Source organism: Streptomyces actinomycinicus (assembly GCF_016741775.1).
In the GTDB taxonomy this organism is placed as follows: Bacteria; Actinomycetota; Actinomycetes; order Streptomycetales; family Streptomycetaceae; genus Streptomyces; species Streptomyces actinomycinicus.
In genome coordinates, this window is the sequence record NZ_JAERRK010000023.1 from 60,658 (window position 1) to 83,845 (window position 23,188).

The following is a 23,188-nucleotide window of genomic DNA, read 5'->3' on the forward strand; positions in this document are numbered from 1 at the left end:
CGCCACCGAATGTACAGGCGTTGGAAACGGTTTTCATCTTGGATTCACCCGAGCGAGGTGAGTACGGTCAGGAGTCGGTCGATTTCCTCGACGGTGTTGTATACGTGCAGGCTGACCCGTACGGAACCGTCCGTCTTCTCGTCCGCCCCGGCCTGGCAGAGGCTGTCCGCCCGGACCATGAAGCCGTGGCTGAACAGGATGAAGCCGAGGTCGTCTGAGGGAATGTCACGGTGCCGGAAGGTGACGATGCCGTGGCGCCGTTGAGCGGCCGGGACCGAGGAGTCCGCGGCCAGGCTGGATCGGCAGCCCGCGATCTCGTACGCGGTGAGGCGTCGCAGCCCCTCGGTCAGCCGAGTGGTGAGCGCGGACGTCCAGCCGGCGATCCGGGCCGTGCCGACCGCGTCCAGCCAGTCGAGCGCGGCCTCCAGCGAGGCGATGCCCACGGTGTTGGGGGTGCCCTGCCAGCCGCCGGGCCGGAAAGCCGGGCCGCGTGCGTTGCGCGCCCAGACGACCCCGGTTCCGGGCAACGCCAGAGCCTTGTGCCCGGAGAAGACCACGAAGTCCACGTCCAGCGCGGACTTGCCGACATGGACGGGCAGATGGCCGATGCTCTGGGCGGCGTCCAGACAGATCGGTACGTCCGGGCCCACAGCCTCACGGATGCGGTGCACGTTCATGTCGGCGCCGTACACGTGGTGGACGTGCGTGGCGGCCACGAAACGGGTGCGCGGGCCGACGACCCGGTCGAACGCCCGGTGGTCGTAGTCGCCCGACCCGTCCTGGTACGGCAGTGCCCGCACGTGGACACGGATCCCCCGGTCCGCCAGCAGCCCCTGGGCCTCGAGCCAAGGATCGAGGTTGGCCCGGTGATCGGCGAACGGGACGAGGACCTCGTCGCCGTCGGTGAGACAGGGCGCGAGCCAGTCCCGGGCGACGGTGCGCAGTCCCTCGGTGGTGCCGCCGGTGAAGTGGACGGACGATCGCTCAGGATGCGGGTCGCCCAGGAACTCCTTGACCCGCCGTCGGGTCCGTTCCACCAGCTCGGTCGTCCGGTTGGCCCACGGGTAAGTGCCCCGCCCCGCATTGGCGTTGGATGTCGTGAGATAGGCGTGTACGGCGTCCAGCACGGCCTTCGGCTTCTGGGAGGTGGCCGCGCTGTCGAGGTAGGCCAGCTCGGGATGGGCCGTGATGATGGGGAACTGTTCCCGCACCTCCCGCTGCCAGTCGGCCACCTCGGCCCGGTCCTCCCCGTGGACGGGGTGCACCACACTCACTCCCTCACCAGCGGCGCGCCCGCGTCCCGCCAGGCGACGATACCGCCGGCCAGACTGCGCACGTCCGGGTGACCCATCCGGGTCAGCAGCGCCGCGTACCGGGCGGACTTCTCACCGACCGGACAGGCCAGCAGCACCGGCTGCCGCTTGCTGAAGGGCAGTCCGCCGCGGACGAGTTCGTCGAAGAGCTCGTCGACGATGTTGACCGATCCCTCGATGTGCAGCGCCGCGTAGGCGTGCGGGCCCCGCAGGTCCACCACGATGGGGCGCGGCTCGCCCGCCGTGATCCATCGTCGGGCGTCGTCGCTACCGACGGCCTTGGCGTCAGCTTGTATCTCGGCTTCGGTGAGAGCAGCGGCGGAAGGCCCGCGGAGCCGACTGCCGAGAAGCTCGGGCCGGCGCTGCCGTATGTAACTCAGATAGCTCTCGGCGCGGTCGCAGACGATGAAGACCGCTGTTTGGCGCTGCTCCGAATCGGACAACTCCGCGTCCACAGCCCGCAGATGACGTACCGCGCCCTCGTAGGCGGCGCCTCCTGTCGGTCCCGACAGCAGACCGCAACGGCGTATGAGGGTCAGCATTCCGTCGATGGCCTCGTCCGAGGTGACCGACTCGATGGTGTCGTACGTCGCCGGGTCGAACAGGCCGACCTGGCGCACCTCGTCGATGGTGCGGATGCCGGGTATGAAGTCGGACTTGTGGGCGACCAGGCCGAGAACGCGTACTTTCGGGTCGTGCTCGCGCAGCACCCTGGCCACGCCGGTCGACGAACCGGCCGTACCCACGCAGGCGATGAACCAGTCCGGTGCCCGCCCGTCCAGGTCCTTGACGATCTCCGGCCCGGTCCCCGCCGCGTGCGCCTCGGTGTTGCGCGGGTTGAAGTACTGGTCAGTGTGCACGTAGGCGCTGCCCGGTTCCGAGAGCGCCTGGTGGAAACGGGTCAGTGGATCGTCCGTGTCGGTGGGGTCGAGACACTCGCTCTGCCCGGGCAGTTCCTCGATCTCGGCACCGAGCAGCAGAAGCAGCTCCTTGATCTCCGGCACCCGCATCCGGTTGGTGACGCTCTTGAACCGCAGTCCGTGCATCCCGGCCAGCAGGGCGAGGGCCTTGGCCGTGTTGCCGCTGGAGAGTTCCACGACCGTCTCACCACCCCCGGCAGCAGCCTCGAGGAGCGGGCGCGCCATGTTCCAGGCGGGCCGGTCCTTGACCGAGCCGAAGGGGTTGAGCATCTCCAGCTTCGCGTACAGGTCGATGTGGCGCAGGCCGTGCACGACCGGGTCGATGCGTACCAGCGGTGTGTTGCCGATGGCGTCGGTGATGCTGTCGTACCTCATGCCCCTTGCCCCCCGGGGTGTGTGATCGGCCAGTACTCCTCGTCCAGGCACCAGCGCCAGGAGTCTCCCTCTCTTGTGACGGCCACGGTGCGGGCCACCGGCTGCCGTTGTGCGTGGTGGGCGTGGAAGTCCATGACGTAGCCCGCGGTGTTGGCGAACGCCAACAGGTCGCCGGAGCGTGGCAGGCGGGGCAGGAAGACCGTGCGGCGCGTGATGAGGTCGGCCTCCAGGCAGAGGTTGCCGACGAGATGGACCCCCACCGGCCCTTCGCCGCCCTCCCCGACCCCTCCGGTGCGCGGGAGCAGTACGGGGTCGACGAGTACGCCGTGTTCCTCCAGGCTGACGTCCCCGGCATTCATGCCCAGCCGAACCAGATACCCGCCGCCGCCCTGCCCGGTGCGCCGTACGTCCAGGACCCGTGCCAGCGAGAGCCCGCACTGGTCCACGAGGGCCCGGCCCGGTTCGACGTACAGGTCGTAGAGGTGCTCGAGGAGCAGGGTGGCGGGCGGGCGGCCCAGCGAGGGCGTGGGCAGCGAGAGCAGCTCGTCGAGGTAGCCGGGACCGGCGGTGGGGCGGTACGCCGGGTAGAGGGCGGCGGCGCCGCGCACCGTGCCGCCCTCGTTGCGCAGCCCGTAGCCGTGCCCGCGCCAGGTCAGGGGCGGGCGGGTGCCGAGCACCGCCTCGGTCAGCGCGGTGGTGTACCGCTCCCACTGACCGGCGTCGGCGACGTAACCGACTCCGAAACCCCCGCCGACGTCGATGACGCGCGGCGCCAGGCCCCGGGCGCGGCACTCGTCCATGACCACCACACAGCGCTCCAGGGCACGGACCTTCTCCGCCACGGCAGTCGTGTCCAGGTGGTAGGCGACACCCTGCAACTCGACGGCGTCACGGTGCCGTTCGAATGCGGACAGCAGCTCGCCGACCTCTCCCACCGGGGAGCCGAAGCGGCTGCGTCGCGACAGCACCCGCACGCCCGCACGTGGCGAGTCCTCGGCCGACTCGAACGCCGAGAGCCGGAGCAGGACGTCGGTCCGGGGGAGGTCGTACTTCCTCACCATCCCGGCCAGCTGCTCCAGCTCTCCGGGTGAGTCGAGGTTCACCGTCGCCCCGACGCGGGCGGCCAGCCACAGGAACTCCGGGTCCTTCGGTCCGGTGGCCATGATGCGGTCCGGTGTGACGCCGCAGCCCAGGGCATGCCGCAGCTCCCCCAGCGAGGCGACATCGATGCCCACGCCGGCCGGATCCGCCGCAGCCAGCCGCCGCACCAGCGCGCTGGACCGGTTCGCCTTGTGCGCGTAGTACACCCGGCCGGCCAGGTGGTGGTCGCGGTAGACGGCACGGAAGCGGTCGGCGTTCTCGGCGATCCGCTCCGGAAGCAGCACGTTGAGGGGTGAGCCGAGTGCGTCGACCAGGGAGTGCAGGAACGGTGGCTCGGCCAGCAGCGAGGTGAGCGGCGGCTCCAGTCGTGGTCGCAGATACAAGGGCACACCCACGACAGGCACCTTCCCTTCCCCCCTCATGCCGGCTGACCGGGCCCCCGTCAGCCGTCCGGGCGTAATCATTTCCACCTACACCGGTCATTAAGCCCTCGACCGGTCGCGGCGCGGAGTTGGCCGGTGAGTGTCAGTGCGGCCTCCTCCGGCCCTGAGCGGCTTGGTGTTTACGCCAGGCTGGAGGTTGATCCTCAGTGGAGGTGGGCGACGTGCTGCGGGGCGGGCGCGGCACGCAATCGGTCGGGGAGCCTGCCGTCATCCGGCATCCCGGCCCGCGGCCAGTCGGCAACCGTCTCGGCAATCCCCGACACCCGTGTGCGGTCTCACTCATGTCGCAGCTCCGTCAGGCGCGGTGAGCGACCTGCGGGAATCCGCCACTCCCGCGAGGAGGACTGGGCCGCCCACATGCCCGCGCGGGCGGAGACGGAGTCTGCGAAGACTCGCCACCGTCGCCTCCCCGCCCTCGCCCTCACCGGACTCTTCGCCGCGCCGACGGCCGGGGCTCAGGCGGCCGCCACTCCCGCACCCCAGTAGACAAGCGACGACGCCACCTACTTCAAGCACCCGGGCGTCGCCCTCACCGTCTCCTCCGCCGACACCGCCTACTTCGCCGGGTGGTCACCCCGGGCCCGGGGTGACCACCCGGCGAAGTACCCCTACTCCCACACCGGCAACCTGTACGACTTGGCCAGCGGCAACAACGGCCGCTGCTCGCCCTCATCCTTCTGCACCGCGGGCACCGGCTACGACAGCCCGACCGGCCGGGGCGACCCGAACGGCACCTCCGCCTTCACCGCGGGTCACCTCAGTCGCGTAGATCCCCGCGAGGTGAGTCAGAGGTGTCGGCCTGAGTCCGCGACACGGCCGTTCCCGTACTCTTCCCCAGAGCCGCCCCGCAGGTCCGGCTTCGGAGGGGGTAGGAACAACCGCTAGGGAGACGGCATGGGATCCGCTGACCGGCACAACGCCGGTGACCCGAACGGGGCCGGCGACCGGCCCGGAGCCCGCGGTGACCGTGTGAGCCGGCACGGCCACGGCTCCCAGTACGGCGGTCGTTCCGAGCCGGCCCCTGGCCCCGGCCGCGCTGGAGCGGGCGCCGGCGGCCATGGACACACGCACAGCCACAGCCATGGGCCTGCCGCGCCGGTCTCACGGCACCTTCGCCGAATCATCGCGGCGATCCTGATCCCGTTCACAGCCGCGGTCCTGGTCGGTCTGGTGGTGCTCTGGCCCGGCGGTGCCCCGTCACACAAGCGCACCGGCGTCGGTTTCGACCGGCAGACCCAACAGGCCACGGTCACCCGGGTCGCCGAGGTCAGCTGCGCGTCGGTCAACGCCTCGGGCGACACCCCGACGGGCGACACCTCCCCCGCCGAGGGCACCTCGGCGCAAGCGCAGGCCACCGGAACCTGTAAGAAGGCGACCATCCGGGTCGACACGGGCAAGGACAAGGGCCGTACCTTCACCGAGATCGTGCAGCCCGACCAGTCGCGGCAGCTGAGCCAGGGCGAGGAGGTCGTGGTCGCCTACGAGCCCTCCGCCCCGAAGGAACTGCAGTACGCGGTGACCGACGTGAACCGGCAGTTCCCCATGGCACTCCTCGCGGGCGTCTTCGCCCTCGCGGTCGTCGTGGTGGGCAGGCTACGCGGAGTAATGGCGCTGATCGCCCTGGCCGTCAGCTTCCTGGTGCTGACGCTGTTCATCCTGCCCGCGATCCTGCAGGGCTCCGATCCCTTGCTGGTGGCGGTCGTCGGAGCGAGCGCGATCATGCTCATCGCGCTCTACATGTGCCATGGGTTGTCGGCCCGCACCTCGGTCGCGGTGCTCGGCACGCTGGTTTCCCTGCTCTTGATCGGCGTCCTCGGCTCCGAATTCATCGACTGGGCCGCACTGACCGGTGACACGGACGACAACACCGGCCTGATCCACGGCCTGTATCCGTCGATCGACATGAGCGGCCTGCTGCTGGCCGGCGTCATCATCGGTTCCCTCGGCGTCCTGGACGACGTGACGGTGACCCAGACATCGGCCGTCTGGGAACTGCACGAGGCCAACCCGGCGATGGGCTGGCGCGGCCTGTACCGGGCGGCCATCCGCATCGGCCGCGACCACATCGCCTCCGTCGTCAACACCCTTGTCCTCGCCTACGCCGGTGCCGCACTGCCGTTGCTGCTGCTGTTCTCCATCGCGCAGAGCAGCGTCGGGACCGTGGCCAACAGCGAACTGGTGGCCGAGGAGATCGTGCGCACCCTGGTGGGCTCGATCGGCCTGGTCGCCTCGGTCCCGATCACCACCGCGCTCGCAGCGCTGGTGGTGTCGGCAGACCGCCCCGGTCCGCAGAAGGCAACGGTGACCGCGGGTTCGACGGCGGCCGGTGGAGCGCCTGAGGGCCGGGGCTCGAGGGGACGAGGGCGTCGGCGGAAACCTTCCCGGTGATCATCACCACACAGGAGTGAGCGGAAGAACATCGGTGTACGCGCTCACCGGCTTGGCCATCTTCGGCAACGGACGGGTCAGGGGGATGTGAGGGTGTCGAGCCGGGCGGCGAGGCCGGGGTGGGCGGCGGCCAGGTGGGGGCGAGTGGCGGTCAGAGGGGCGATGAGGTCGGCGGGGTCGTCGTGGGCGAGGGCCGCGTGCAGCTCGTCGAGCGGGCCGCGGGCGGCGGCAGGCAGGTCGGTGAGGGCGGTGATCTGTCCGGCGAGGCGGCGCAGCTCGCCGGCGTGGGTGCGGGCCCAGGTGGCGGTGATGCGTCGGGCGGCCCGGGCCTGGCGGGCGGCTGTCACGCGCTGCTCGCCGGTGGTCCCCGCTGGGCCGGGGCGGCCGCGCAGGTAACGGCGTTCGGCTGCCTGGCGGCTGGCGACGCCGAGGGGGCGGGCGAGGTCGGCCCAGCTGGCCCCCGCGTCGCGGGCGGTTTCGATGAGGCTGGTCTCCCACCCGGCGAGTTCCTCGCGCACCTGCCGCAGCAGCATCAGGGAGGCCAGCGCCTGCTCCGGCCTGGGGCCTGGCCCGTCGGGCGTGTCGGGAGAGTTTCGCTGGGCGCCGCGCAGAGCGTCGTCCATGGCGTTGAGGGCCGCCGCTGCGGCGAGGAACGACGCCGGACTGTGGACGTCCGTGCTGGTCGTGGATGGCTGGTCGGCCGCGGTCACGGGAACCTCCCTCGGATTGTCATCACGTTGACGACACCATGTTTGTCATCCATTGGATGACATGTTACAACGGTGTCAGTGAGGCGCATTGGCAGCAACTGCCTGAACCTGCTGGAGGTGTTTTCACGATGTTGATGCGCACTGACCCCTTCCGCGAGCTTGACCGGCTGTCCCAGCAGCTGATGGGACCGGGCACCTGGTCCCGCCCGTCGCCGATGCCGATGGACGCCTACCGCGAGGGCGACGCGTACGTGGTGGCCTTCGACCTGCCTGGTGTCGCTGCGGACGCGATCGACATCGACGTCGAGCGGAACATGCTCACCGTCAAGGCCGAACGCCGACCGGTGGCGAAGGCCGACGACGTGCAGATGGAGCTGTCCGAGCGGCCGCTGGGCTCCTTTTCCCGGCAGATCGTGCTCGCAGACACCCTCGACACCGAGCACATCCAGGCCGACTACGACGCGGGCGTGCTCACCCTGCGCATCCCGATCGCCGAGCGCGCCAAGCCCCGCAAGATCTCCATCGGCGTCGGCTCCAGCCGCAAGGAGATCTCCGGCTGAGACCCGCCGGACGGGTGCGGAGGGCGGGCGCCCGATCTCCCCCTCACCCCGCCCTCCGCACCCCTGTGGGCAGTCCGAAGAGGAAACGGTGGCGGCCGAGATGACTCTGCGACGCGAAGCGTTCCTCGGCCACGTGCAGGACCGCGGCGAATACGGCACCGCCGAGGCCCCGAGCGCGCCGCCCGCGTGGTGCTCGCGCTGCTGGGGCAGATCCTGCTCCAGCTCCCCGCCGGCTACGACCCTCTCTTCGGCTGCCCCCCGCCCACCTTGACCACGACGGGTGGCGCCGCACCCACGGCACCGCCCCACCCATCCCGGCTCACGAAAGGCATGCACCCCAGTGATCTCCGACGCGCGCGTACCGCTTGAGCACCAGCAGCCGTACGGGACGGCGTATGAGCAGATGCTGGAGAAGGTCCGCTACGAGGGCGCCTACCCCACCCGCGAGCGGGCCGACGAAGCAGTCCGCCTGGTCCTCGCGGGACTGGGGCGCCAGCTGACCGGCGACGAACGCGTCGATCTCGCCGCCTGTCTGCCCTGGGAGGCAGCCCGAGTGCTGACCGCACAGATCCCCGACACCCGGCCGCTGAATGGCTGGGGCTTCGTGAAGGACCTCGCAGCCCGCACCGGCGCCTCCCTGGCCACCACCCGCTGGGACACCGGATCCGTCTTCACGGCCGTCGCCGCCCACGCCGGCCCCGACCTCATCACCCGCATCCTGCGCCGGCTCCCCACCGGCTACGCCCTGCTGTTCGGCCGCGCCGAACTCACCCCCGCCGCGTAGGCGGCGAGCGCATCGCAGACGTGCCGGTAAGTGGCTGTCTGGTTTACCTGTTTACCGGCCATCCGCCAGAACCAAATGATCACGCAGAGAACTGGCCGACCAGAGACATCAGGCGCTTGACGCCTGGGTGCAGCCTGTCAGGAGGCGAACATGACGGAGCACAGTGAGGACGATCCTTCACTGTTCGACGCCGACCAACTCGGGCCGGAACAACTTGCCGGCAAGATCGGCCAGTTGCAGCGGGAAATCGGCCAGCTGCAGGAGGCCGTGGTCTCGCATGCTGTGATCGACCAGGCCATCGGTGTAGTCGTATCTCTCGGTGGCCTTCCTCCCGACCAGGGTTTTGGCGTTCTGCGGACGGTTTCCCAGACGACGAACATCAAACTGCGGGACGTCGCGGAACAGATCGTCGGCTGGCCCGCCAGCAAAGAACTGTCCGACGACATCCGACAGGCCCTGCAGGCCGCTCTGTCCCAGGCGGGCTCTGCCTGAACACGGGTGAGCAATAGTCCTCGGATTCGTGTTGGGCGAACCGGTTGCGGCGGGCGTTGGCCTCTGCAGACCAGCAGAACCAGCACCGCGGCACCGAGGATCTGCTGGGTGCGCGCGTCGATCACGGCCTTCATGAAACCGCGCGTCTCCGCGGTCTCGAGGGCCCGGACGACAGCGCTCACGGGCAGCTTGGCGACGCGGACCGAGCGGTTCTGCTCCCTGGCCCGCCGCTCGGTCATGCAGACCAGGCGGGACGACGGGCGGCGTGCGCCCACGGCCCGCCACCAGGACTGTGTCGCGGCGAGGCTGAGGCCGGCAGCTCAGTGACGCTGTGTGAGTTCCAGGGGCGGACATGCGCAGTCCGGGTTGATCGCGCTGTGAGTGACGCAAGGCTGCTCGCCGCGGAGACCGTTGAGTCACACGTCCGGGCAGTCTTTGTGGGGCATCCGTGGAAGCCGCCGGCCACGATCTCGGCCCTGAACGGCGAGAGACAGGGCTGACCAGCGCGTTCTCGCTGCGGGGCTCGGTTTCTCAGACCGGATGCTGTTCGTCGTCCTGCAAGGGAACCAGTTCGGCGGCGTCCTGTCCGTCGAGACAGCGGCGAAATCGGCTCACCGCCTGACCGGTGATGGTGTACACCATCCTTCTGTGGATCAGGGGATTTCAGCACTGCTGGGCGCGGCGATCGGGGTCCTCGGGGCCGTCTCCACGTCAGCGGTTTCCGGTTGGTCGAACCGGCAGCAGATACGGGCCCAGGCCAAAGTCGACCATGCGCATTGGCGCAGACAGGCGCGACGCGAGGCGTACAGTACGTTCCTCGCACCGGCTCATGAGGCCCACAACGCCCTCAAGTACGCTGCGCGTGCCCTGGTAGGCGACACGGACACCGAGGAGGCCGATCGCCAGCTTCGCATCGCACAGGAGGAGATGGGGGCACTGCAGGCGAATTGGGCAGCGTTGGCCGTCGAGGGACCCGATTCCGTGGAGCAGGCAGCCAACGGCGTGAAAACCGCGCTTCATTCCATGCACACCACACTGCTCGCCTGGCGTGACTCCGCAGGCGCTGCCGACCTGAACGTGAAGCTTGTGGAGCGCCACGCCGTCGAGGTCACCATGGTCTCCGAACGCATCAGTGCCTTCGCTGTCGCAGCACGCGCCGCGCTCGACGAATCCACATTTCCCCAGGGCGCCAACGGCCCGGCCTGACTGCGGCGGAACGGCTGACTGCGGCGGAACGGCTACGAGCGACCGGGGGCGCTCGATGAGCCGCGTCCACGACGTCAGGGCCGCCACAGCCGCGGGCGGGCAAGGGTGACCAGAGCCTGGAAGTGGCGGGCCCATCGCCTCGGATGACCGCGGCCTTCTTGTGCTTGCGCCCGTTGAAGCAGTGAACCGGCTGTCACCGAATTGGGCCAGGGCGGTTTCCTTCGGGAAGACCGCGCCTGCGGTGATTCGGTGACACGACGGCCGCAGCTCAGCGTCGTCACCATGCTCCTCGGCCCTTCCCTGCCTTGCTCGAGGTCCCGCAGCGCCACCACCCCTCCGTCATCGTTCTGGTCATCTGATCACACGCTCCACGTCAGGCCGCCGGACTCGGCGCCCCGTACCGGACCGGGACGCCTGCCTGTGCCGCGCGGTCGGTGATCGTGGGTGTGGCACGTTCGGCGAGGGCGGCGATGGTGAGCGACGGGTTGACCGTGAGGGAGGTGGGGACCGCGGAGCCGTCGGTGACGAAGAGGCCGGGATGGCCACGCAGTTCGTTGCTGTCGGTGAGGGCGCTCGAATCGGGACTGTCCCCCATGCGGGCCGAGCCGAGGGGGTGGGCGGTCACGCTCCCGGCGACGACCGTGCTCCAGGGCCGGACCCGGGCCAGGCCGTCCTTCTCGAGGATGTTCCGCAGTGCGGTGTCCGCCTCCTGCCAGCCGCCGAGCGTACGGGAGGTGGGGTGGTAGGTCATGGTGCCCAGGCCGAGCCCGGGAGCCAGGCGGGTGAAGCTGCCGGTGAGCGGCGGGACCGGGCCGAACGTGCCTTCGTTGTCGTCCTCGGTCATCGCGAGCAGCGTGAGCCAGGACCTCCAGCGAGTGCGGAGGTCACGTCCGGGGATGCCGAACCAGTGAGGTGGGCCGGCGGCCTGGGCGAGCACATTGGTCACGGAGGGGAAGTAGATCTGCTGGAGCATGAAGCGGCTGTACTCGGGGGCCGTCGCGTCCAGGTAGTCGTACGTCGCCGCCGTGATGGGGCGGCCGACGGGCAGGCCTTCGTACGGGACGCCGTCCGGGCGGGACAGGCCGAGCAGCGAGCGCACCTTGGTCTCGTCCACGTCGGCGACGCTGACGCGGTCGCCGTTTCCGGAGAAGTACCGTCCCACGGCCGAGGGGATGCCGCCGAGCGGCAGGGCCGAGCGCTGGAGGATGACGGGGGTGCCGACGGCTCCGGCGGCCAGGACGACCACTTTGGCGTGGATGGTGCCCGCCTGCAGGGTGCACGTGTAGTCGTCCGGGTCGAGGACCGTGTACGTGACGGCGTACCGGTAGCCGGGGACGGGCGAAGGCCCGACGGTCTGGACCTCGTGGAGCGGCCGGATCGTGGCGCCGTGCGCCTCGGCCGCGGGCAGGTAGTTGAGCAGCATGGAGCGTTTGGCGTCGAAGCGGCAACCGGACAGCATCCAGTTGCAGTTGGTGCAGCGCTCGGTGTCGACGGCCACGGGCACGGGGTTGCAGGTGTGCCCGGCCCGCGCACAGGCAGCAGCGAGGACGCCGCCCGCGTACGAGACGTCCGGCCAGCCCGTGCGGGTGACCGGGATCGCCTCTTCGACGCGGTCGTACCAGGGGTCGAGTGCGGCGCGGGTGAGGGAGGCGGGCCAGATGCGTCGCCCCAGGCTGCCGCGGCGTTCGAAGACGAAGGCGGGGGCCCGGAGGGAAGCGGCGAAGTACACGACGCTGCCGCCGCCCACGCAGTTGCCGGCGACCACGGCGATGCCGTCGCCGCGAATGACGTCGACGATCCGGTTGTACGTGCCCAGTCGCAGCGAGTGGGTGAAGTCGGCCGCGGCCAGGCGCGGGCCGCGTTCCAGGACGGTGACGCGGGCGCCCCCGGCGACGAGATGGTAGGCGGGGATCGCACCGCCGAAGCCACTTCCGATGACGAGGACGTCCGTGGTCTGCGCGCTCATGCGGGGCTCCCCGAGTCGGTGGTGGCGGGGTGCGGAGTGGCGAGGGCTCTGCCGTAGGAGTAGTCGGTGAAACGCCACAGCCCGTCGGTGCCGGGCCGGGGGAAGCCCAGCCAGGTCAGGCCGGGATGGCCGGTGGACACGGCCTGGCGGGTGTCGAGGTGGGCGGCGGTGTCGAAGGCGAGGCCGGTCAGGAGGCTGAGTACCTGCCAGATGGCACGGTCGGGGTCTTCAGGCCCGAACAGCCCTTGGACGAGTGCGGTGCGGTGGCGGAAGGACAGGCCGACGAAGGCGGGCACGGTGATCGGAAGGAGGACGAGATGGCTGGTGGCGTAGACGACGGCCCGGGCGTTCAGCAGAGCCGCGAGCTCCGGCAGCAAGGGGGCGAGGGGAAGTTCGGGCGAGGTGAGCGTCGCGATCACGCCGGCCTGTACGGCGCCCGGGCCGCTGACGGCGCCTGCGACGGCGAGGTCGCCGGCGAAGCGTCGCTGGCCGGGGATCAGGGTGTCGGCGAACGCCTCCAGTGTCTGCACCGCCCACGCCGCGGACCCGGCCTCCGCGGCCGTCGCTCGAGGGGCGACGGCCGGGAGTTGACCGGCGGACAGGACGGCGGCAGTGGCGGCGAGGGCTTTGAGGACCGCCCTGCGGCCGGGCGGGGACATGATGCTCACCCGGCCAGGGAACAACGCAGGTCGAACGGGAGGGGCACGGTCAGACCCGTCTCGCCGGCGTCCTTGCCGTACTCGTCCAGTACGTCGGCGAGTTCCGGGAAGGCGGGGCGCAGCGCGGCGACGGCGTCGCCTATGCCGACGCTCGTGCCGTGGATGCGGAAGTTGCTCAGCCGGGCGCCGGCCCGCTGCCGGGTCTTGTCCCACCAGTACTGACCGTCCCAGGTCACCAAGGGCGTCGCGCCGGTGGTGGTCTGCACGCTCCAGTGGTCCTTCTGGTAGTAGTGGCAGGTCACCAGGGCGAGGGCGAAGCGTGAGGGTTCGGCGACGAGGAAGCGCAGGGCGCCGCCGTTGTCGAAGGTGACGTCGCGCTTGCTGTACTCCACGCACAGCGGATCATGGAGCATCAGCCACCACGGCGGGATCTCACCTTCGCCGAAGTGATGCCAGGGGCAGGTGGTGGCGAAGGCGGGCTCGGTGAATGGGCTCACCTCGGACGCCGTGGTGGTCTCCGCCGTCGCGGAGCGCGGAGCTGCAACAGCGGTTCCTGGCATGAGGACGGCGGCGCACACCCACCCGGTGATTGCCAGAGACATGACAGCTTTCGTCGTGCGACGCGAACCGAACAAGGCGATCTCCTGCCTTCCTCGACGAGCGACCGGGCCGACTGCTCAGGGGTCGCTCCTGGGGGCGGACAGCCGTTTCCGGCAGAGCACGGACTCCTGCGCGGGCATGGCGGATTCCTGACGACCGGTCATGGAGCGCCCGGCACACCCACAGAATGAGCCATGACTACCAGTCAGTAAAGAGGCGGGTCAGTGACTCATCCACTGAGACTCTGCACCAGTGCGGGACTGTCGGGCTCCGAACGTCCTGGGGCCGGCCTCCCCCTCGGCCGGCGCGGCTCGGCTCGGGTCGACTCAGCAGTGGTGGCACGCAGCCGTGGTGCCGGAGCTCGTGCGCAGTGCGGCGCGGGAGGGTGCCAGCCTCATCGCCGTGTCGCGCGGGGCGACGGCGAGGCCTGCGTCTCACGCCTGCCCCCGAGCCACTCGTCTCACCGCCTGGCGACCTGCCGCGGTGGGGTGAGGGCCGAACAGGGTCTTCGCGCCATGACGCGGGCATCAGCACGGACGCGGGTCGGGCCGCTGACTGCGACAGGAACGAGCTGAGCACCTGCAGGCCGGGAAAATGAGTAGGACAACTCAGGCTGGACGCCCCCTCCCCCTCCGACGATGAAGGTCAGTGTCGTCGAGATCTGGAGACCGCTTCATGCTCAGCCGCATCGCCGACATGCTGGTGCCCGCCTTCGGCCGCCTGTCGGTGACCATCGACCCTGGCGCCGCCCTGGCGCCGGGGAGCATCATCGCCGCCAACCACACCTCGCTCGCCGACCCCGCCATCGTGATCGCCGCCCTGCACCGCCTGGGCGTCGAACCGGTCATCATGGCCACCGCCGGCCTGTGGCGCGTGCCCGTACTCGGCCGGTCCCTCACCCACGAAGGGCACATCCCGGTACACCGCGGCGACCGACGAGCCTCGACCGCCCTCGACCTGGCCACCCACGCCCTGGAACAGGGCAGATACCTGCTCATCTACGCCGAGGGCGGCCTGCCCCGCCGCAAGGACGCCGCAGAGGCACCCCCCGGCGACTTCCGCACCGGCCTGGCCCGCCTCGCCGAACGCACCGGGGCCCCTGTCGTACCCGTCGGCCAGGCCGGGGCCCGCCGCATCACCTCGGGCAGCATGATCAAGCAGGTCGCCGGCCTCGCCACAGCGCCGCTACGCCGACCCGAGCTGCACGTCCATGTCGGCACCCCCATCGATCTGACCGGCGACAGCACGGTGCGCACGGCGCGGGCCCGAGCGGCGGTGACCAGCGCGTGGCGCACGGCGGCCGCGCACCTCGCTGAGCCCGCCGCGCTCGCCGCGTAGCCCCGCCTCGTCGCCTGCGCCCGGCGCATGCCCACGGTGAATCCTTGATGCCTGCTGGTCACGGAGCACCCGAGATGCTCGCACAAGTGTTTGATCACAGGTGGTCAGGGCTACTCGCCGTGGAAGCCTGCGCCACGGTGAGGACAGCGCCGACCGGACCGCGCAGAGACAGATGAAAGGGGTTGGTCGCGATGACCGTGGCGACTCAGCAGGGCGGCGGGGGCGGTTCCAGTGGCCTCTACGACGTTCTGGAACTCATTCTCGACCGCGGGCTGGTGATCGACGCGTTCGTGCGGGTCTCCCTTGTCGGTATCGAGATACTCAAGATCGACATACGGATCGTGGTCGCCAGCGTCGACACCTACCTTCGCTTCGCCGAGGCGTGCAACCGCCTCGACCTGGAAGCGGGGCCGCGCAAGCCGGCCGGGCTTCCGGAACTCACGGGACAGCTCACGGAGTCCGGCGCCCGCGGCAAGACGAAAGGGGCTCTGGCCGGGGCGGCGGAGACGATCTCCGATGCCTTCCAGCAGGCACGCGACGAGGGCCGTGAGCGGCAGGGCGACCGGGCCGCGCGCAGGAGAGGGGAATGAGAGATGAGCACTTACGTTTACGGGATCACCCGCGCCTCGAGCTCCCCCCTCCGCCAGGACATGGACGGCATCGGGGATCCCCCGCGGCCGGTACGCGTGCTGCGCCAGGGCGAGCTGGCCGCGATCGTCAGCGACGCCCCCGATCAGCTGCGGCCCAAGCGTCGTGATCTGCTCGCCCACCAGCGTGTCCTGGACGAAGCCGGAGCGGGGGGCGTGGTACTACCGATGCGGTTCGGCAGCGCCTCACCGGACGACGACACGGTGACCACGGTGCTCGCCGAGCGTGCGGACCTCTTCCTTGAGCGGCTGCGGGCGCTGGACGGCACGGCGGAGTACAACGTCAAGGCCAACCACGACGAAGAAGCCGTGCTCCGCCTGATCATGACGGACCACGACGACATCCGGTCCCTGGCGGAAACGAACCGCGAGGCCGGCGGAGGCACGCACGAGCAGAAGATCAGGCTTGGCGAGATGATCGCCGCCGCCGTCCAGGCACGCGAGGCGACTGACGCGGATCTGCTTCAGCAGGCGCTGCGGCCGATGGCGGACGCGGTCAGCGCCGGGCCGCAGAGCACCGGCTGGCTGGCCAACCTCTCCTTCCTGGTGGATCGCGGATCAGCGGAGCAGTTCCTGGCCTCGGTCGACGCACTCCGCCAGGAGCACCCGCATCTCGAACTACGCGTCAACGGCCCCCTGCCGCCGTACAGCTTCGTCGACGCCGCCTCGTCCCAGCAGGCCGAAGGCGGCACGGCCGAAGCGTTCGGAGCGGCGGCAGCCGAGCCGAACGGGTGAGGAGGAAGCAAGCGCCTGCCGGTGCGGCGCTGCAAGGAGTGCTCTCATCAGCCAGACCAGTCATGCATCCGCTCCACCACGCCAACGCTGCGGCGCTTGGACTTGACTGGTTCTGTTCAAGACTTCGGCCAGCGGCCGGCCTGCGCGTCGGGAGGCAGTATCCGGTGCGGAACGAGTCGCAGACCAGTTCGTGTTCCCAGCTCCATTCGCGTTGCTGTACCTCTGCATCGACAGCGTCGACATCTTCAGGGACGTAAGGCGTTGTCGGCAGTGCGACGAGTTCGGCAACTGCCGAAGCGGTCAATGGCCGGTAGGCGAGGGCATGTATGGGTATCGGCATGCGGATCACTCTAGAACCGGCCGACGCCGGCGAAATTCGTGAATTCGCACAGTGATTATCGTGGGCGCCCGGCCAGTTCATCGGTGCCGTCCAAGAGCACACGGAACGCTCGTGACTACCGCTGTGTCGTGTGCCGGCGAAGTCAGTCGTCCGCACAGCCTTGACCTGCGTGGACTGGAACGGGTCGGATGCGTGGTGCCCAGATGATCTGGTTGGCCGCGAGTCACTGATCCCTTGCGTTCTTCTCGGGCGCACGGCAGTGCTGCGAAACCCCCCTCTCACCAGAGCACGCGCCGGGAGAACGTGGCGTGACTCAAGCTTGAAGCCGACGCCGCCGGTCGTCGGTGGTCAGTAGTCGAGGTTGGGGTACCAGCCGTCGCGGCCCTGCGGGGTGAGGTCGAGGAGGTGCCAGACAGGAGCCAGGAGGTCGATGCCCCGCTCGTCGATGTCGTCGGCCATGCGTGGGTGGGTGGAGTAGAAATGGCGGACTGCGTCGTCGCTGTCACGGGTGAAGACGGAGATGGTGGAGTCCTGTGCGCCGTCCCTGTCCTCACTGCTCAGGTCGTATTTGAAGGTGCTGTCGCCACAGCTCAGGAGCCGTAGCCGGTGCCAGCCGCGGTTGCGGGCATGCTGCCGGAGGGCGGGCAGGTCGGCGGCCGCAGCGATGACGAAGTCGGCGTTGCGGGCGATGTGGTGGGCGATCCCGTTGAAACCGTCGATCCAGAGGGTGCACATGGGGCAAGGGTCGGTCTGCAACTTGCCGTACATGAAGTGGTAGACGATCAACGGTCGGTCGTTGGCGGTGAACAGTTCACTCAGAGTCACCTCATGGACCGGTGTGTCGCCGGCCTCGAGGTCAGCGGGGCCCTCGATGAAGACGTAGTCGTCGACGGGTGGTCCCTGAGGGAGTGCCCGACGCTGTACCGCGACCTGCTCACGGTGGCGCATGAGGTCGATCTCGGCCAGGCGCAGCTCTTCGCGGGCGTCGAGGTAGACCGCGGACTCGCCGGCCAGTCTGGTGTGCCGCAACATCACGTCCTCCTGGGGTGACGTCCCCCCGGGGCCCTGGCCCGGATCACAAGCCCCTCATCACGTGTTCCCGAGCCGGCCTATCGAGTCTACGGCGGCTGTACGGTCCACCGACAGCCGAGCTGAAGTCCGGCTCTCCACCGGTCCGCGAGTGAACCGAGGAAGTCGGCCCTTCCGGAGGGGACCCGGACGCGGCAACTGGCTGACAACCCCGGCGTGGTATCAGTTCGAAGGGCGGAACCGGACCAGATCAAAGAGGCGAGGCGTCGCAGAGACAGTCGGCCTCGTCCAGTGAGGTGCCGTGCCCGCAGGGTGCGCCCAGGTCGGCACGGCTTCGGGTCATGAGGGGACGTCGCATCGCAGAGAACGGATGGATGAGACGGACCGTTGCGGGGCCGTTCCGCAGCACGAACCACACCACTCGGCCTTCGATGGCACGGGCCCAGCGGTCAGAGAAGGCCCTTCACACTCACCCGGAGAGTTCGGCCCGCCACGGCCGCGGCCACTCCCCCGGCGGCGGCGGATCTCCCGCGATGCCGAGATCTCGTCGCGCGCTCTCGTAGAAGGCATCACGCGCCGTACTCGCCAACCGATGGGCCTTGGTCCACATCTCGGCGTCGACCGGGCCCTCCCTTATGAGTAGCTCGATGGTCCAGATCGCCTCGTGCCAGCGCCGCGCCACCGCGATCGTCGCCGCATCCCCGACGAGCAGGACAGATTCCCATTCTGTCGCACGGCGGGACTCCGCGTCGGCGAGGAGGGAGAGACCCTCGGCCGGCTGCAACGGATCGGCTACGTCCGCGAATCCGAGCGCAGCGCCGATGCGCTGGGCGACGCGAAGCTGTGCCTTGAGGGCATTGGCGTAACGGCCGTACGTCTCGAAGCGTTTCTCGTCCCACCGCTCCTCCCGCTGCCGCTTCCACCGTCGACGCTCGGTCAGGCTCTGCACGGCGTACGAGCCGAGCGAACCGACTACGACGCCCGCCAAGGCAGGCAGTTGGTCCGAGAGCGCCACAGCCCCTCCCCGACTTCGTCCCCTGGTGCCACACGCTCATCGCTCTACGACCGGGAACCCCTACCCACCTTTGCCGTGGAGCATCTCTGCTCGGGAAGACACCGAACGGTGCGTTCACCGCATCCCTGGCGGATGACGGACGGGGTACCGGCCTCGCAGCGGACAGCCCCGGGATCACCGGCGCCGGGCTCGGTGGACTCACCTCGGCACCTGTCCTGCACGTCGACGAAATCCCGGTCAGGGTCCACGGGGCCGAGTCCTCCCCGACGGCACGCGCGCAGGCGGGATGCTCGACATCCACGACTACGACGGGCAGCTCGCTGGCAAGGCCGCCGGCCTCATGGACGAGTTCCACTCCATCGTCGTCGAAGGCCGTCGGCCGATGCGGCTCCTCGAACAGGACGGCACCGTCCTGCACGAGATGGCCGATGCCGGCACGAGCGGACAGCCCGAAGTACGGCGCGGAGAGCTGTGGCGAATCCTGCCCGACAGGCCGTCCGAGGTCCCGACAGGGCGTCCGAGGTGTGGTGGTACCCGGTCAGTCCCGGCCTGCGCGGTCGGCGCGGTCGGCGCGGTCGGCGAGTTCCGCCGCCCCGGCCGGCGTCAGGGCGCCGTGCAGCCTGAGCCGCGCCAGCCCGCCGTCGGGGAAGACGTCCAGGCGGGCGTGGGTGGCCGTGGCCGGTGCCGGGAGGGGGAACCGGTGGAGGGCGTCCGGCTGGAGGGGCACGCGGCGCAGCACCTCGGTCCAGGTGCCGGAAGGTCCGTCCTTGACCGACAGGGAGGCCCAGCCGGCGGCATTGCCCTTGAGGTTGGCGGTGTCGATCTCGACGGCCCGTATCTCGCTCTGCGCGGCCAGCCGGTAGGAGATCCAGTCGTTGCCCCCGTCACGACGGCGGCGCGTCTCCCAGCCGTCGTCCTGCTTCTGCGACAGCCCGGGCATGATCGTGTTCCCCGGCGAGGAGTAGAAGCCGTCGGACGCGTCCTCGACGCTGCCTCCGTTGATCACGCAGGCCACGTCCACGGTACCCAGCACGGCGAGCCAGGCCGGGTCGGGCAGGACCTCGCCGTGGACGCGGAGCCGGGCGATCCCGCCGTCCGGGTACTGGTTGACCCGCAGGTGGGTCCAGCGGCGGCCGGAGTCGACGGCGAAGCCGTTGGCCGCATGGCCACGCACCGGTGTCCGCGGCAGGATCTCGTGCCAGTCGGCGGGGTCCCGCAGCAGCTCGGCCACGGACGGAGTGCCGTCGAAGGCGGCGGCCTGGACGCTGACCTGCTGGGGGAAGTTGCCGCGGAAGTGTGCCGTGTCCACGACGATCCCGCGGACGATGCCGGGCGCGCCCAGCCGGATCAGCGCCCAGTCGCGGTCGCCGTCGGCCGGGAAGGGGTCGTGGGCGTCCGTCCCGCGCCGGCGGCGGGTCTCCCAGCCGTCCATGATCTTGCCCTTGTTCCCGTAGGCGTGGACGTCGAAGACGGCCGGAGTGCGGGACAGGAGGTTCTCGCGCTCGGCGAAGAACTCGTCGTCGGCGGCGACGACCGCCGCGCCCAGCCGGCGGTCGGCGAGGTCGGTGAGCCGGGTGAAGGCGAAGTCCCCGTGCCGGTAGTCGGCGTACGGGTCACCGGAGACGTAGGGGGCCGCGTACGCGGACTCGGCGGCGGGGTGGTGGGCGGAGGAGGACGCGGGCATGCGGGGGCCTTTCCGAGTGGGGTGGGCGGGCCGGCTCGAAGGAGCGGCCCCGCCAATCTCGCAGCCCCGCACCGCCCGGGTCCATCGATCATTTCTGACGCAACTCTTCAGGATTTCCGAACGGTTGGGACGTACGCCAGATCCGCTCGAACTCCGCCGCCAGCGACCGGACCCGTTCCCGGTCCCGGGTCACCGCTGCGGGCTCCCCCGGCTCCCCGCACACCAGGGCCAGCGCCCCGTCCACGACCACCGTGTGCCGGGCAGGAGCCCGGCCCAGCCGTATATCGGCGCCCCGGGACGCCAGTTCGCTCAGGTAGCCGACGCTGTCGGCGTCGCCGAGGATCTCGCGGCCGGTCACCTTCCGCAGCAGGATCCCGCGCCGCAGGAGGACGCGGTACCGGGGCAGCGCGGCGGCCATGTGCCCACGCGCCAGCGGCCCCGGCGGGTGGACGACGGCGAGTTCCCGGTGGACGGGGTAGGCGTACCGGCCGATCAGGCCGCGTCCTCCGCCCTCTGGCTGAACGTCGGTACCCGCTCCCCGGCCGCTCCCGTGAGCCCAGGCCCGCCGCAGGCCCCGAACCCCGGCGCGGACGGCCGCGATACGGCGCGCTTCGCGTTCCAGGGCCTCGGTGCGGGCGGCGATCAGGGGTTCCAGCGCCCCGCTGGGGTCCGGCACGGTGATCCGCTGCGCGTCGGTGAGGGTGACCAGGCCGTGGCCGAGGAGTTCGGCCAGAGCGGCGTCGAGCCGGCCGAGGTCCCATCCCAGCCGTCGCGCGGCGTCTTCCGGGAGCAGGCCGGGGCGGTGGAGGAGCGCTTGGTACAGCGCGCCCGCCGGCTCTCCCAAGCCCAGGGCGTCCAGGTTCACCCGCGGCCGCCGTGGGCCAGTGCCGCGAGTTCCACGGCGGGCACGTCCCCCGTCGCGGCCGCCAGCAGCACTCTTTCGAGGGCCCGCAGCCACTCCACGACCTCCCGCTCCCCCAGGCACCGTCCGTCGGCCCACAGGGTGATCTCCGCCGTCCCGTCCAGACGGTAGACGGTCAGGTAGGCGTGCACCGGCATGAACGCGGCGGTCTCGACCCGGATGTCGGCCAGCTCGCCCCGCCCCGCGCCGGGCGGCAGCGGGCCGGTGGCCTCCGGGTAGGCGCTCATGTCGTTGTAGACCACGTCACGCGCGAAGGGGGTCCCCCGCCCGGCGTCCGCACGCTCGCGGGCCGCGCGCTGCGCAGCGGGGTCGACGGCGCTGTACCGGTAGGCGCGCAGGGATTCCTCCCGGGTCAGGCCGGTGAGCCGCCCGAACGGACCGGCTTGCGCGCAATCCACGACGATCAGCGCGTCCTGGGCGAGCGTGGTCACGGCCGCGGCCGTGCGGGGGGTCGACCGATTGGCCGAGATCGAGGTGACGGCGGTCCGCGTGCGGCCCGTCCGGGCGGCGAGTACCGCCTGGAACGCGGTGAGCACGATGGTGGAGCGCCCGGTGCCCGTCCGCTCGGAGACCACCCGGACGGCTTCGGCGAGGCGGGCGGAGATCATGAAGCCCTCGCGGTACCGGGGTTCGTCCGGTGTCACGGTGTGCCGGGCGGTGAGCATGGCCGCCGGTGCCCGCCCGTAGACGTCCTCCCAGTGGGCGAGGGCCCGGGCGCCCCTGCGCAGCCCTGCGGGAGAGTGCTGTTCGAGGGCCAAATCGACGGGGTGCGCGGCGATTTCCTGGCCCCTGCGCACGTGGACCCCGCCGGACAGCAGGGCGATGAGGTGGTCTTCGACGATCTGGAGGGCCAGCCCGTCGACGGCCATGTGCGACAGGACCAGGACCAGGCGGACCGGCCTGCCTCCCTCGGTGACGATCCCTGCCCGCAGGGGCAGTTCGGCGGCCGTCTCGAAGGGCGCCGCCCTGAACCTGTCACAGAGTTCCCGCGCCGCGCGTGCGCGAGCCTGCGGTCCCTCGGCGGGGAGCAGGTGCGCGGCGAGCCGGACACGGCCGAGGACGGACTGGACACCGCGCCGGGGATACACGGTGCGCAGCGACTCGTACGCGGTGAGGACGGTGCGGAGGGCACCGAGGACCTCGTCCGTGGTCACGCCCTGCGGGACGGTGAGATCCAGCGGCAGGAAGGCGAGGTACCGGTCGTCCGGATGGTCCTGGAGCTCTCGGTGCAGCTTGGCCTGCCCCCAGGTCATGGGTCCCCGCCGGGCGGGGCCCGCCTCGAACTCGAGGACGGTCGGGGTGCGGCTGTCGGTCACGGTTCCTCGCTCTGGACGGTCAGCAGGGTTGCGACGGCCCGGCCCTCTTCCGGGGGTGCTCCGAGCTGCGGCAGCCGTGTCCGGATCAGTGTGTCCCGCTCCCCCGCGGCCAGTTCCACCTCCACGACGAGGGCGCGTTCGGCCGCGCCGGAGGCGAGCAGGACCCGGGCGTACGCCTCGCCCTGCCCGGCGGCATCGTCCAGCACGGACAGGCAGGCCATCGGGCCGGTGACGCCCAGGACGCGGGTGAGGTGACCGAGTACGGAGGTCGGCACCGACTGGAAGAACAGGACCGGGGAGGGCGGCTGCCGCTCGGACAGCGCGCGGGTCACGGCGTCGGCGGTCTCCGTGTCCCCGAATGTGGTGACGAGGAGGACGGCGGTGGCGGGCCCGGCGACTCCGGCGGCACCGCCGGGGTACGCCGTGAGGCACCTGGTGACCGCGGCTGCGACGAGCGGGGCGAACGCGGAGAAGGCGAACCCGTGCACCGGGGGCGGGGCCGGCCGGTCCGTGGTCCTCGACTCGGCCCGGGCCAGTACGGTCAGGGCGGCCGGCGCGGACGGGGCTGCGGTCATGAGGACTCCAGGAGCAGGGCGGCGGGGCCGGCGCGGACGGGGCTGCGGTCATCGGCACTCGAGGAACAAG

At 70.6% G+C, this 23,188-nt stretch carries 21 protein-coding genes and 2 pseudogenes; 9 read left to right on the forward strand and 14 right to left on the reverse strand.

The window, feature by feature from the left end; translation table 11 throughout:
* Positions 1–44: 44 nt before the first annotated feature.
* From JK359_RS31950 to JK359_RS31960, 3 genes are read right to left on the reverse strand one after another with little or no spacing between them, the layout of a single operon-like run.
* Positions 45–1,274, reverse strand: coding sequence for an aminotransferase class V-fold PLP-dependent enzyme (locus JK359_RS31950; RefSeq protein ID WP_201843051.1), 1,230 nt, complete (start codon positions 1,272–1,274; stop codon positions 45–47).
* Positions 1,271–2,608, reverse strand: a complete 1,338-nt coding sequence (locus JK359_RS31955) for a pyridoxal-phosphate dependent enzyme (RefSeq protein ID WP_201843053.1) — start codon at positions 2,606–2,608, stop codon at positions 1,271–1,273. Before JK359_RS31955 ends, JK359_RS31950 begins: the two co-directional genes overlap by 4 nt.
* Positions 2,605–4,131 (reverse strand): type III PLP-dependent enzyme domain-containing protein, encoded by a 1,527-nt coding sequence (locus tag JK359_RS31960; protein WP_201843055.1) that lies wholly within the window; start codon positions 4,129–4,131, stop codon positions 2,605–2,607. Before JK359_RS31960 ends, JK359_RS31955 begins: the two co-directional genes overlap by 4 nt.
* Before the next feature lie 915 nt (positions 4,132–5,046).
* Here JK359_RS31960 and JK359_RS31965 point away from each other — a divergent pair.
* A complete protein-coding gene (locus tag JK359_RS31965; protein WP_236678768.1) occupies positions 5,047–6,540 on the forward strand; it encodes a YibE/F family protein in 1,494 nt (497 codons plus the stop codon).
* A gap of 77 nt (positions 6,541–6,617) precedes the next feature.
* On the opposite strand, the gene JK359_RS31970 is transcribed toward JK359_RS31965, so the two are convergent.
* On the reverse strand, positions 6,618–7,250 hold the full coding sequence (locus tag JK359_RS31970) for a type III effector protein (protein WP_201843057.1): 633 nt from the start codon (positions 7,248–7,250) through the stop codon (positions 6,618–6,620).
* A gap of 128 nt (positions 7,251–7,378) precedes the next feature.
* Here JK359_RS31970 and JK359_RS31975 point away from each other — a divergent pair, with 128 nt between their 5' ends.
* The 3 genes from JK359_RS31975 (at position 7,379) to JK359_RS31985 (ending at position 9,086) form a co-directional block, all read left to right on the forward strand.
* Positions 7,379–7,810 (forward strand): Hsp20/alpha crystallin family protein, encoded by a 432-nt coding sequence (locus JK359_RS31975; RefSeq protein ID WP_201843059.1) that lies wholly within the window; start codon positions 7,379–7,381, stop codon positions 7,808–7,810.
* Between the two features lie 340 nt (positions 7,811–8,150).
* Complete coding sequence (locus tag JK359_RS31980) at positions 8,151–8,594, forward strand: DUF2267 domain-containing protein (RefSeq protein WP_201843061.1); 444 nt, start codon at positions 8,151–8,153, stop codon at positions 8,592–8,594.
* 150 nt (positions 8,595–8,744) lie between these two features.
* Positions 8,745–9,086 (forward strand): ANTAR domain-containing protein, encoded by a 342-nt coding sequence (locus JK359_RS31985; protein ID WP_201843063.1) that lies wholly within the window; start codon positions 8,745–8,747, stop codon positions 9,084–9,086.
* Positions 9,087–9,181: 95 nt separating this feature from the next.
* Here JK359_RS31985 and JK359_RS39445 read toward each other — a convergent pair.
* Positions 9,182–9,325, reverse strand: a pseudogene (locus JK359_RS39445) (oxidoreductase dimerization domain-containing protein); the annotation flags it as partial.
* A gap of 301 nt (positions 9,326–9,626) precedes the next feature.
* On the opposite strand from JK359_RS39445, the gene JK359_RS31995 reads away from it, so the two are divergent.
* Positions 9,627–10,292 (forward strand): hypothetical protein, encoded by a 666-nt coding sequence (locus JK359_RS31995; RefSeq protein WP_201843065.1) that lies wholly within the window; start codon positions 9,627–9,629, stop codon positions 10,290–10,292.
* A 373-nt stretch (positions 10,293–10,665) separates the two neighbouring features.
* Here JK359_RS31995 and JK359_RS32000 read toward each other — a convergent pair whose 3' ends face one another.
* The 3 genes from JK359_RS32000 to JK359_RS32010 are packed head-to-tail and all read right to left on the reverse strand — an operon-like array spanning position 10,666 to position 13,519.
* Complete coding sequence (locus JK359_RS32000; protein WP_201843067.1) at positions 10,666–12,258, reverse strand: GMC family oxidoreductase N-terminal domain-containing protein; 1,593 nt, start codon at positions 12,256–12,258, stop codon at positions 10,666–10,668.
* Positions 12,255–12,917: a DUF5987 family protein gene (locus JK359_RS32005; RefSeq protein ID WP_236678784.1), complete on the reverse strand. Its 663-nt coding sequence runs from the start codon at positions 12,915–12,917 to the stop codon at positions 12,255–12,257. Before JK359_RS32005 ends, JK359_RS32000 begins: the two co-directional genes overlap by 4 nt.
* A gap of 5 nt (positions 12,918–12,922) precedes the next feature.
* Entirely contained in the window at positions 12,923–13,519 is a 597-nt protein-coding gene (locus tag JK359_RS32010) for a hypothetical protein (RefSeq protein WP_201843068.1), read from the reverse strand.
* Positions 13,520–14,192: 673 nt separating this feature from the next.
* Between JK359_RS32010 and JK359_RS32015 the strand changes: the two genes are divergently transcribed.
* From JK359_RS32015 to JK359_RS32025, 3 genes are all read left to right on the forward strand, one after another.
* Positions 14,193–14,855, forward strand: a complete 663-nt coding sequence (locus JK359_RS32015) for a lysophospholipid acyltransferase family protein (RefSeq protein WP_201843070.1) — start codon at positions 14,193–14,195, stop codon at positions 14,853–14,855.
* 191 nt (positions 14,856–15,046) lie between these two features.
* The gene (locus JK359_RS32020; protein ID WP_201843153.1) at positions 15,047–15,445 is read left to right on the forward strand and encodes a gas vesicle structural protein GvpA; all 399 of its coding nucleotides are present in this window, start codon (positions 15,047–15,049) and stop codon (positions 15,443–15,445) included.
* A 3-nt stretch (positions 15,446–15,448) separates the two neighbouring features.
* Positions 15,449–16,237: a GvpL/GvpF family gas vesicle protein gene (locus tag JK359_RS32025; protein ID WP_201843078.1), complete on the forward strand. Its 789-nt coding sequence runs from the start codon at positions 15,449–15,451 to the stop codon at positions 16,235–16,237.
* A 688-nt stretch (positions 16,238–16,925) separates the two neighbouring features.
* Here the strand turns inward: JK359_RS32025 and JK359_RS32030 are convergent.
* Both JK359_RS32030 and JK359_RS32035 read right to left on the reverse strand, forming a co-directional pair.
* Positions 16,926–17,609, reverse strand: coding sequence for a DUF899 family protein (locus tag JK359_RS32030; RefSeq protein ID WP_201843080.1), 684 nt, complete (start codon positions 17,607–17,609; stop codon positions 16,926–16,928).
* A 466-nt stretch (positions 17,610–18,075) separates the two neighbouring features.
* Complete coding sequence (locus JK359_RS32035; RefSeq protein WP_201843081.1) at positions 18,076–18,621, reverse strand: hypothetical protein; 546 nt, start codon at positions 18,619–18,621, stop codon at positions 18,076–18,078.
* Positions 18,622–18,794: 173 nt separating this feature from the next.
* Here JK359_RS32035 and JK359_RS39450 point away from each other — a divergent pair.
* Positions 18,795–19,165 (forward strand): annotated as a pseudogene (locus tag JK359_RS39450) (FAD-dependent monooxygenase); the annotation flags it as partial.
* Here JK359_RS39450 and alc read toward each other — a convergent pair.
* From alc to JK359_RS32055, 4 genes are all read right to left on the reverse strand, one after another.
* Entirely contained in the window at positions 19,160–20,305 is a 1,146-nt protein-coding gene (gene alc / locus JK359_RS32040; protein ID WP_201843083.1) for an allantoicase, read from the reverse strand. The pseudogene JK359_RS39450 and the gene alc overlap by 6 nt on opposite strands.
* An 88-nt stretch (positions 20,306–20,393) precedes the next feature.
* A complete protein-coding gene (locus JK359_RS32045; RefSeq protein ID WP_201843085.1) occupies positions 20,394–21,170 on the reverse strand; it encodes a hypothetical protein in 777 nt (258 codons plus the stop codon).
* Positions 21,167–22,543, reverse strand: a complete 1,377-nt coding sequence (locus JK359_RS32050; RefSeq protein WP_201843087.1) for a condensation domain-containing protein — start codon at positions 22,541–22,543, stop codon at positions 21,167–21,169. Before JK359_RS32050 ends, JK359_RS32045 begins: the two co-directional genes overlap by 4 nt.
* The gene (locus tag JK359_RS32055; protein WP_201843089.1) at positions 22,540–23,118 is read right to left on the reverse strand and encodes a hypothetical protein; all 579 of its coding nucleotides are present in this window, start codon (positions 23,116–23,118) and stop codon (positions 22,540–22,542) included. The genes JK359_RS32050 and JK359_RS32055 overlap by 4 nt, the downstream gene beginning before the upstream one ends.
* Positions 23,119–23,188 lie beyond the last annotated feature (70 nt).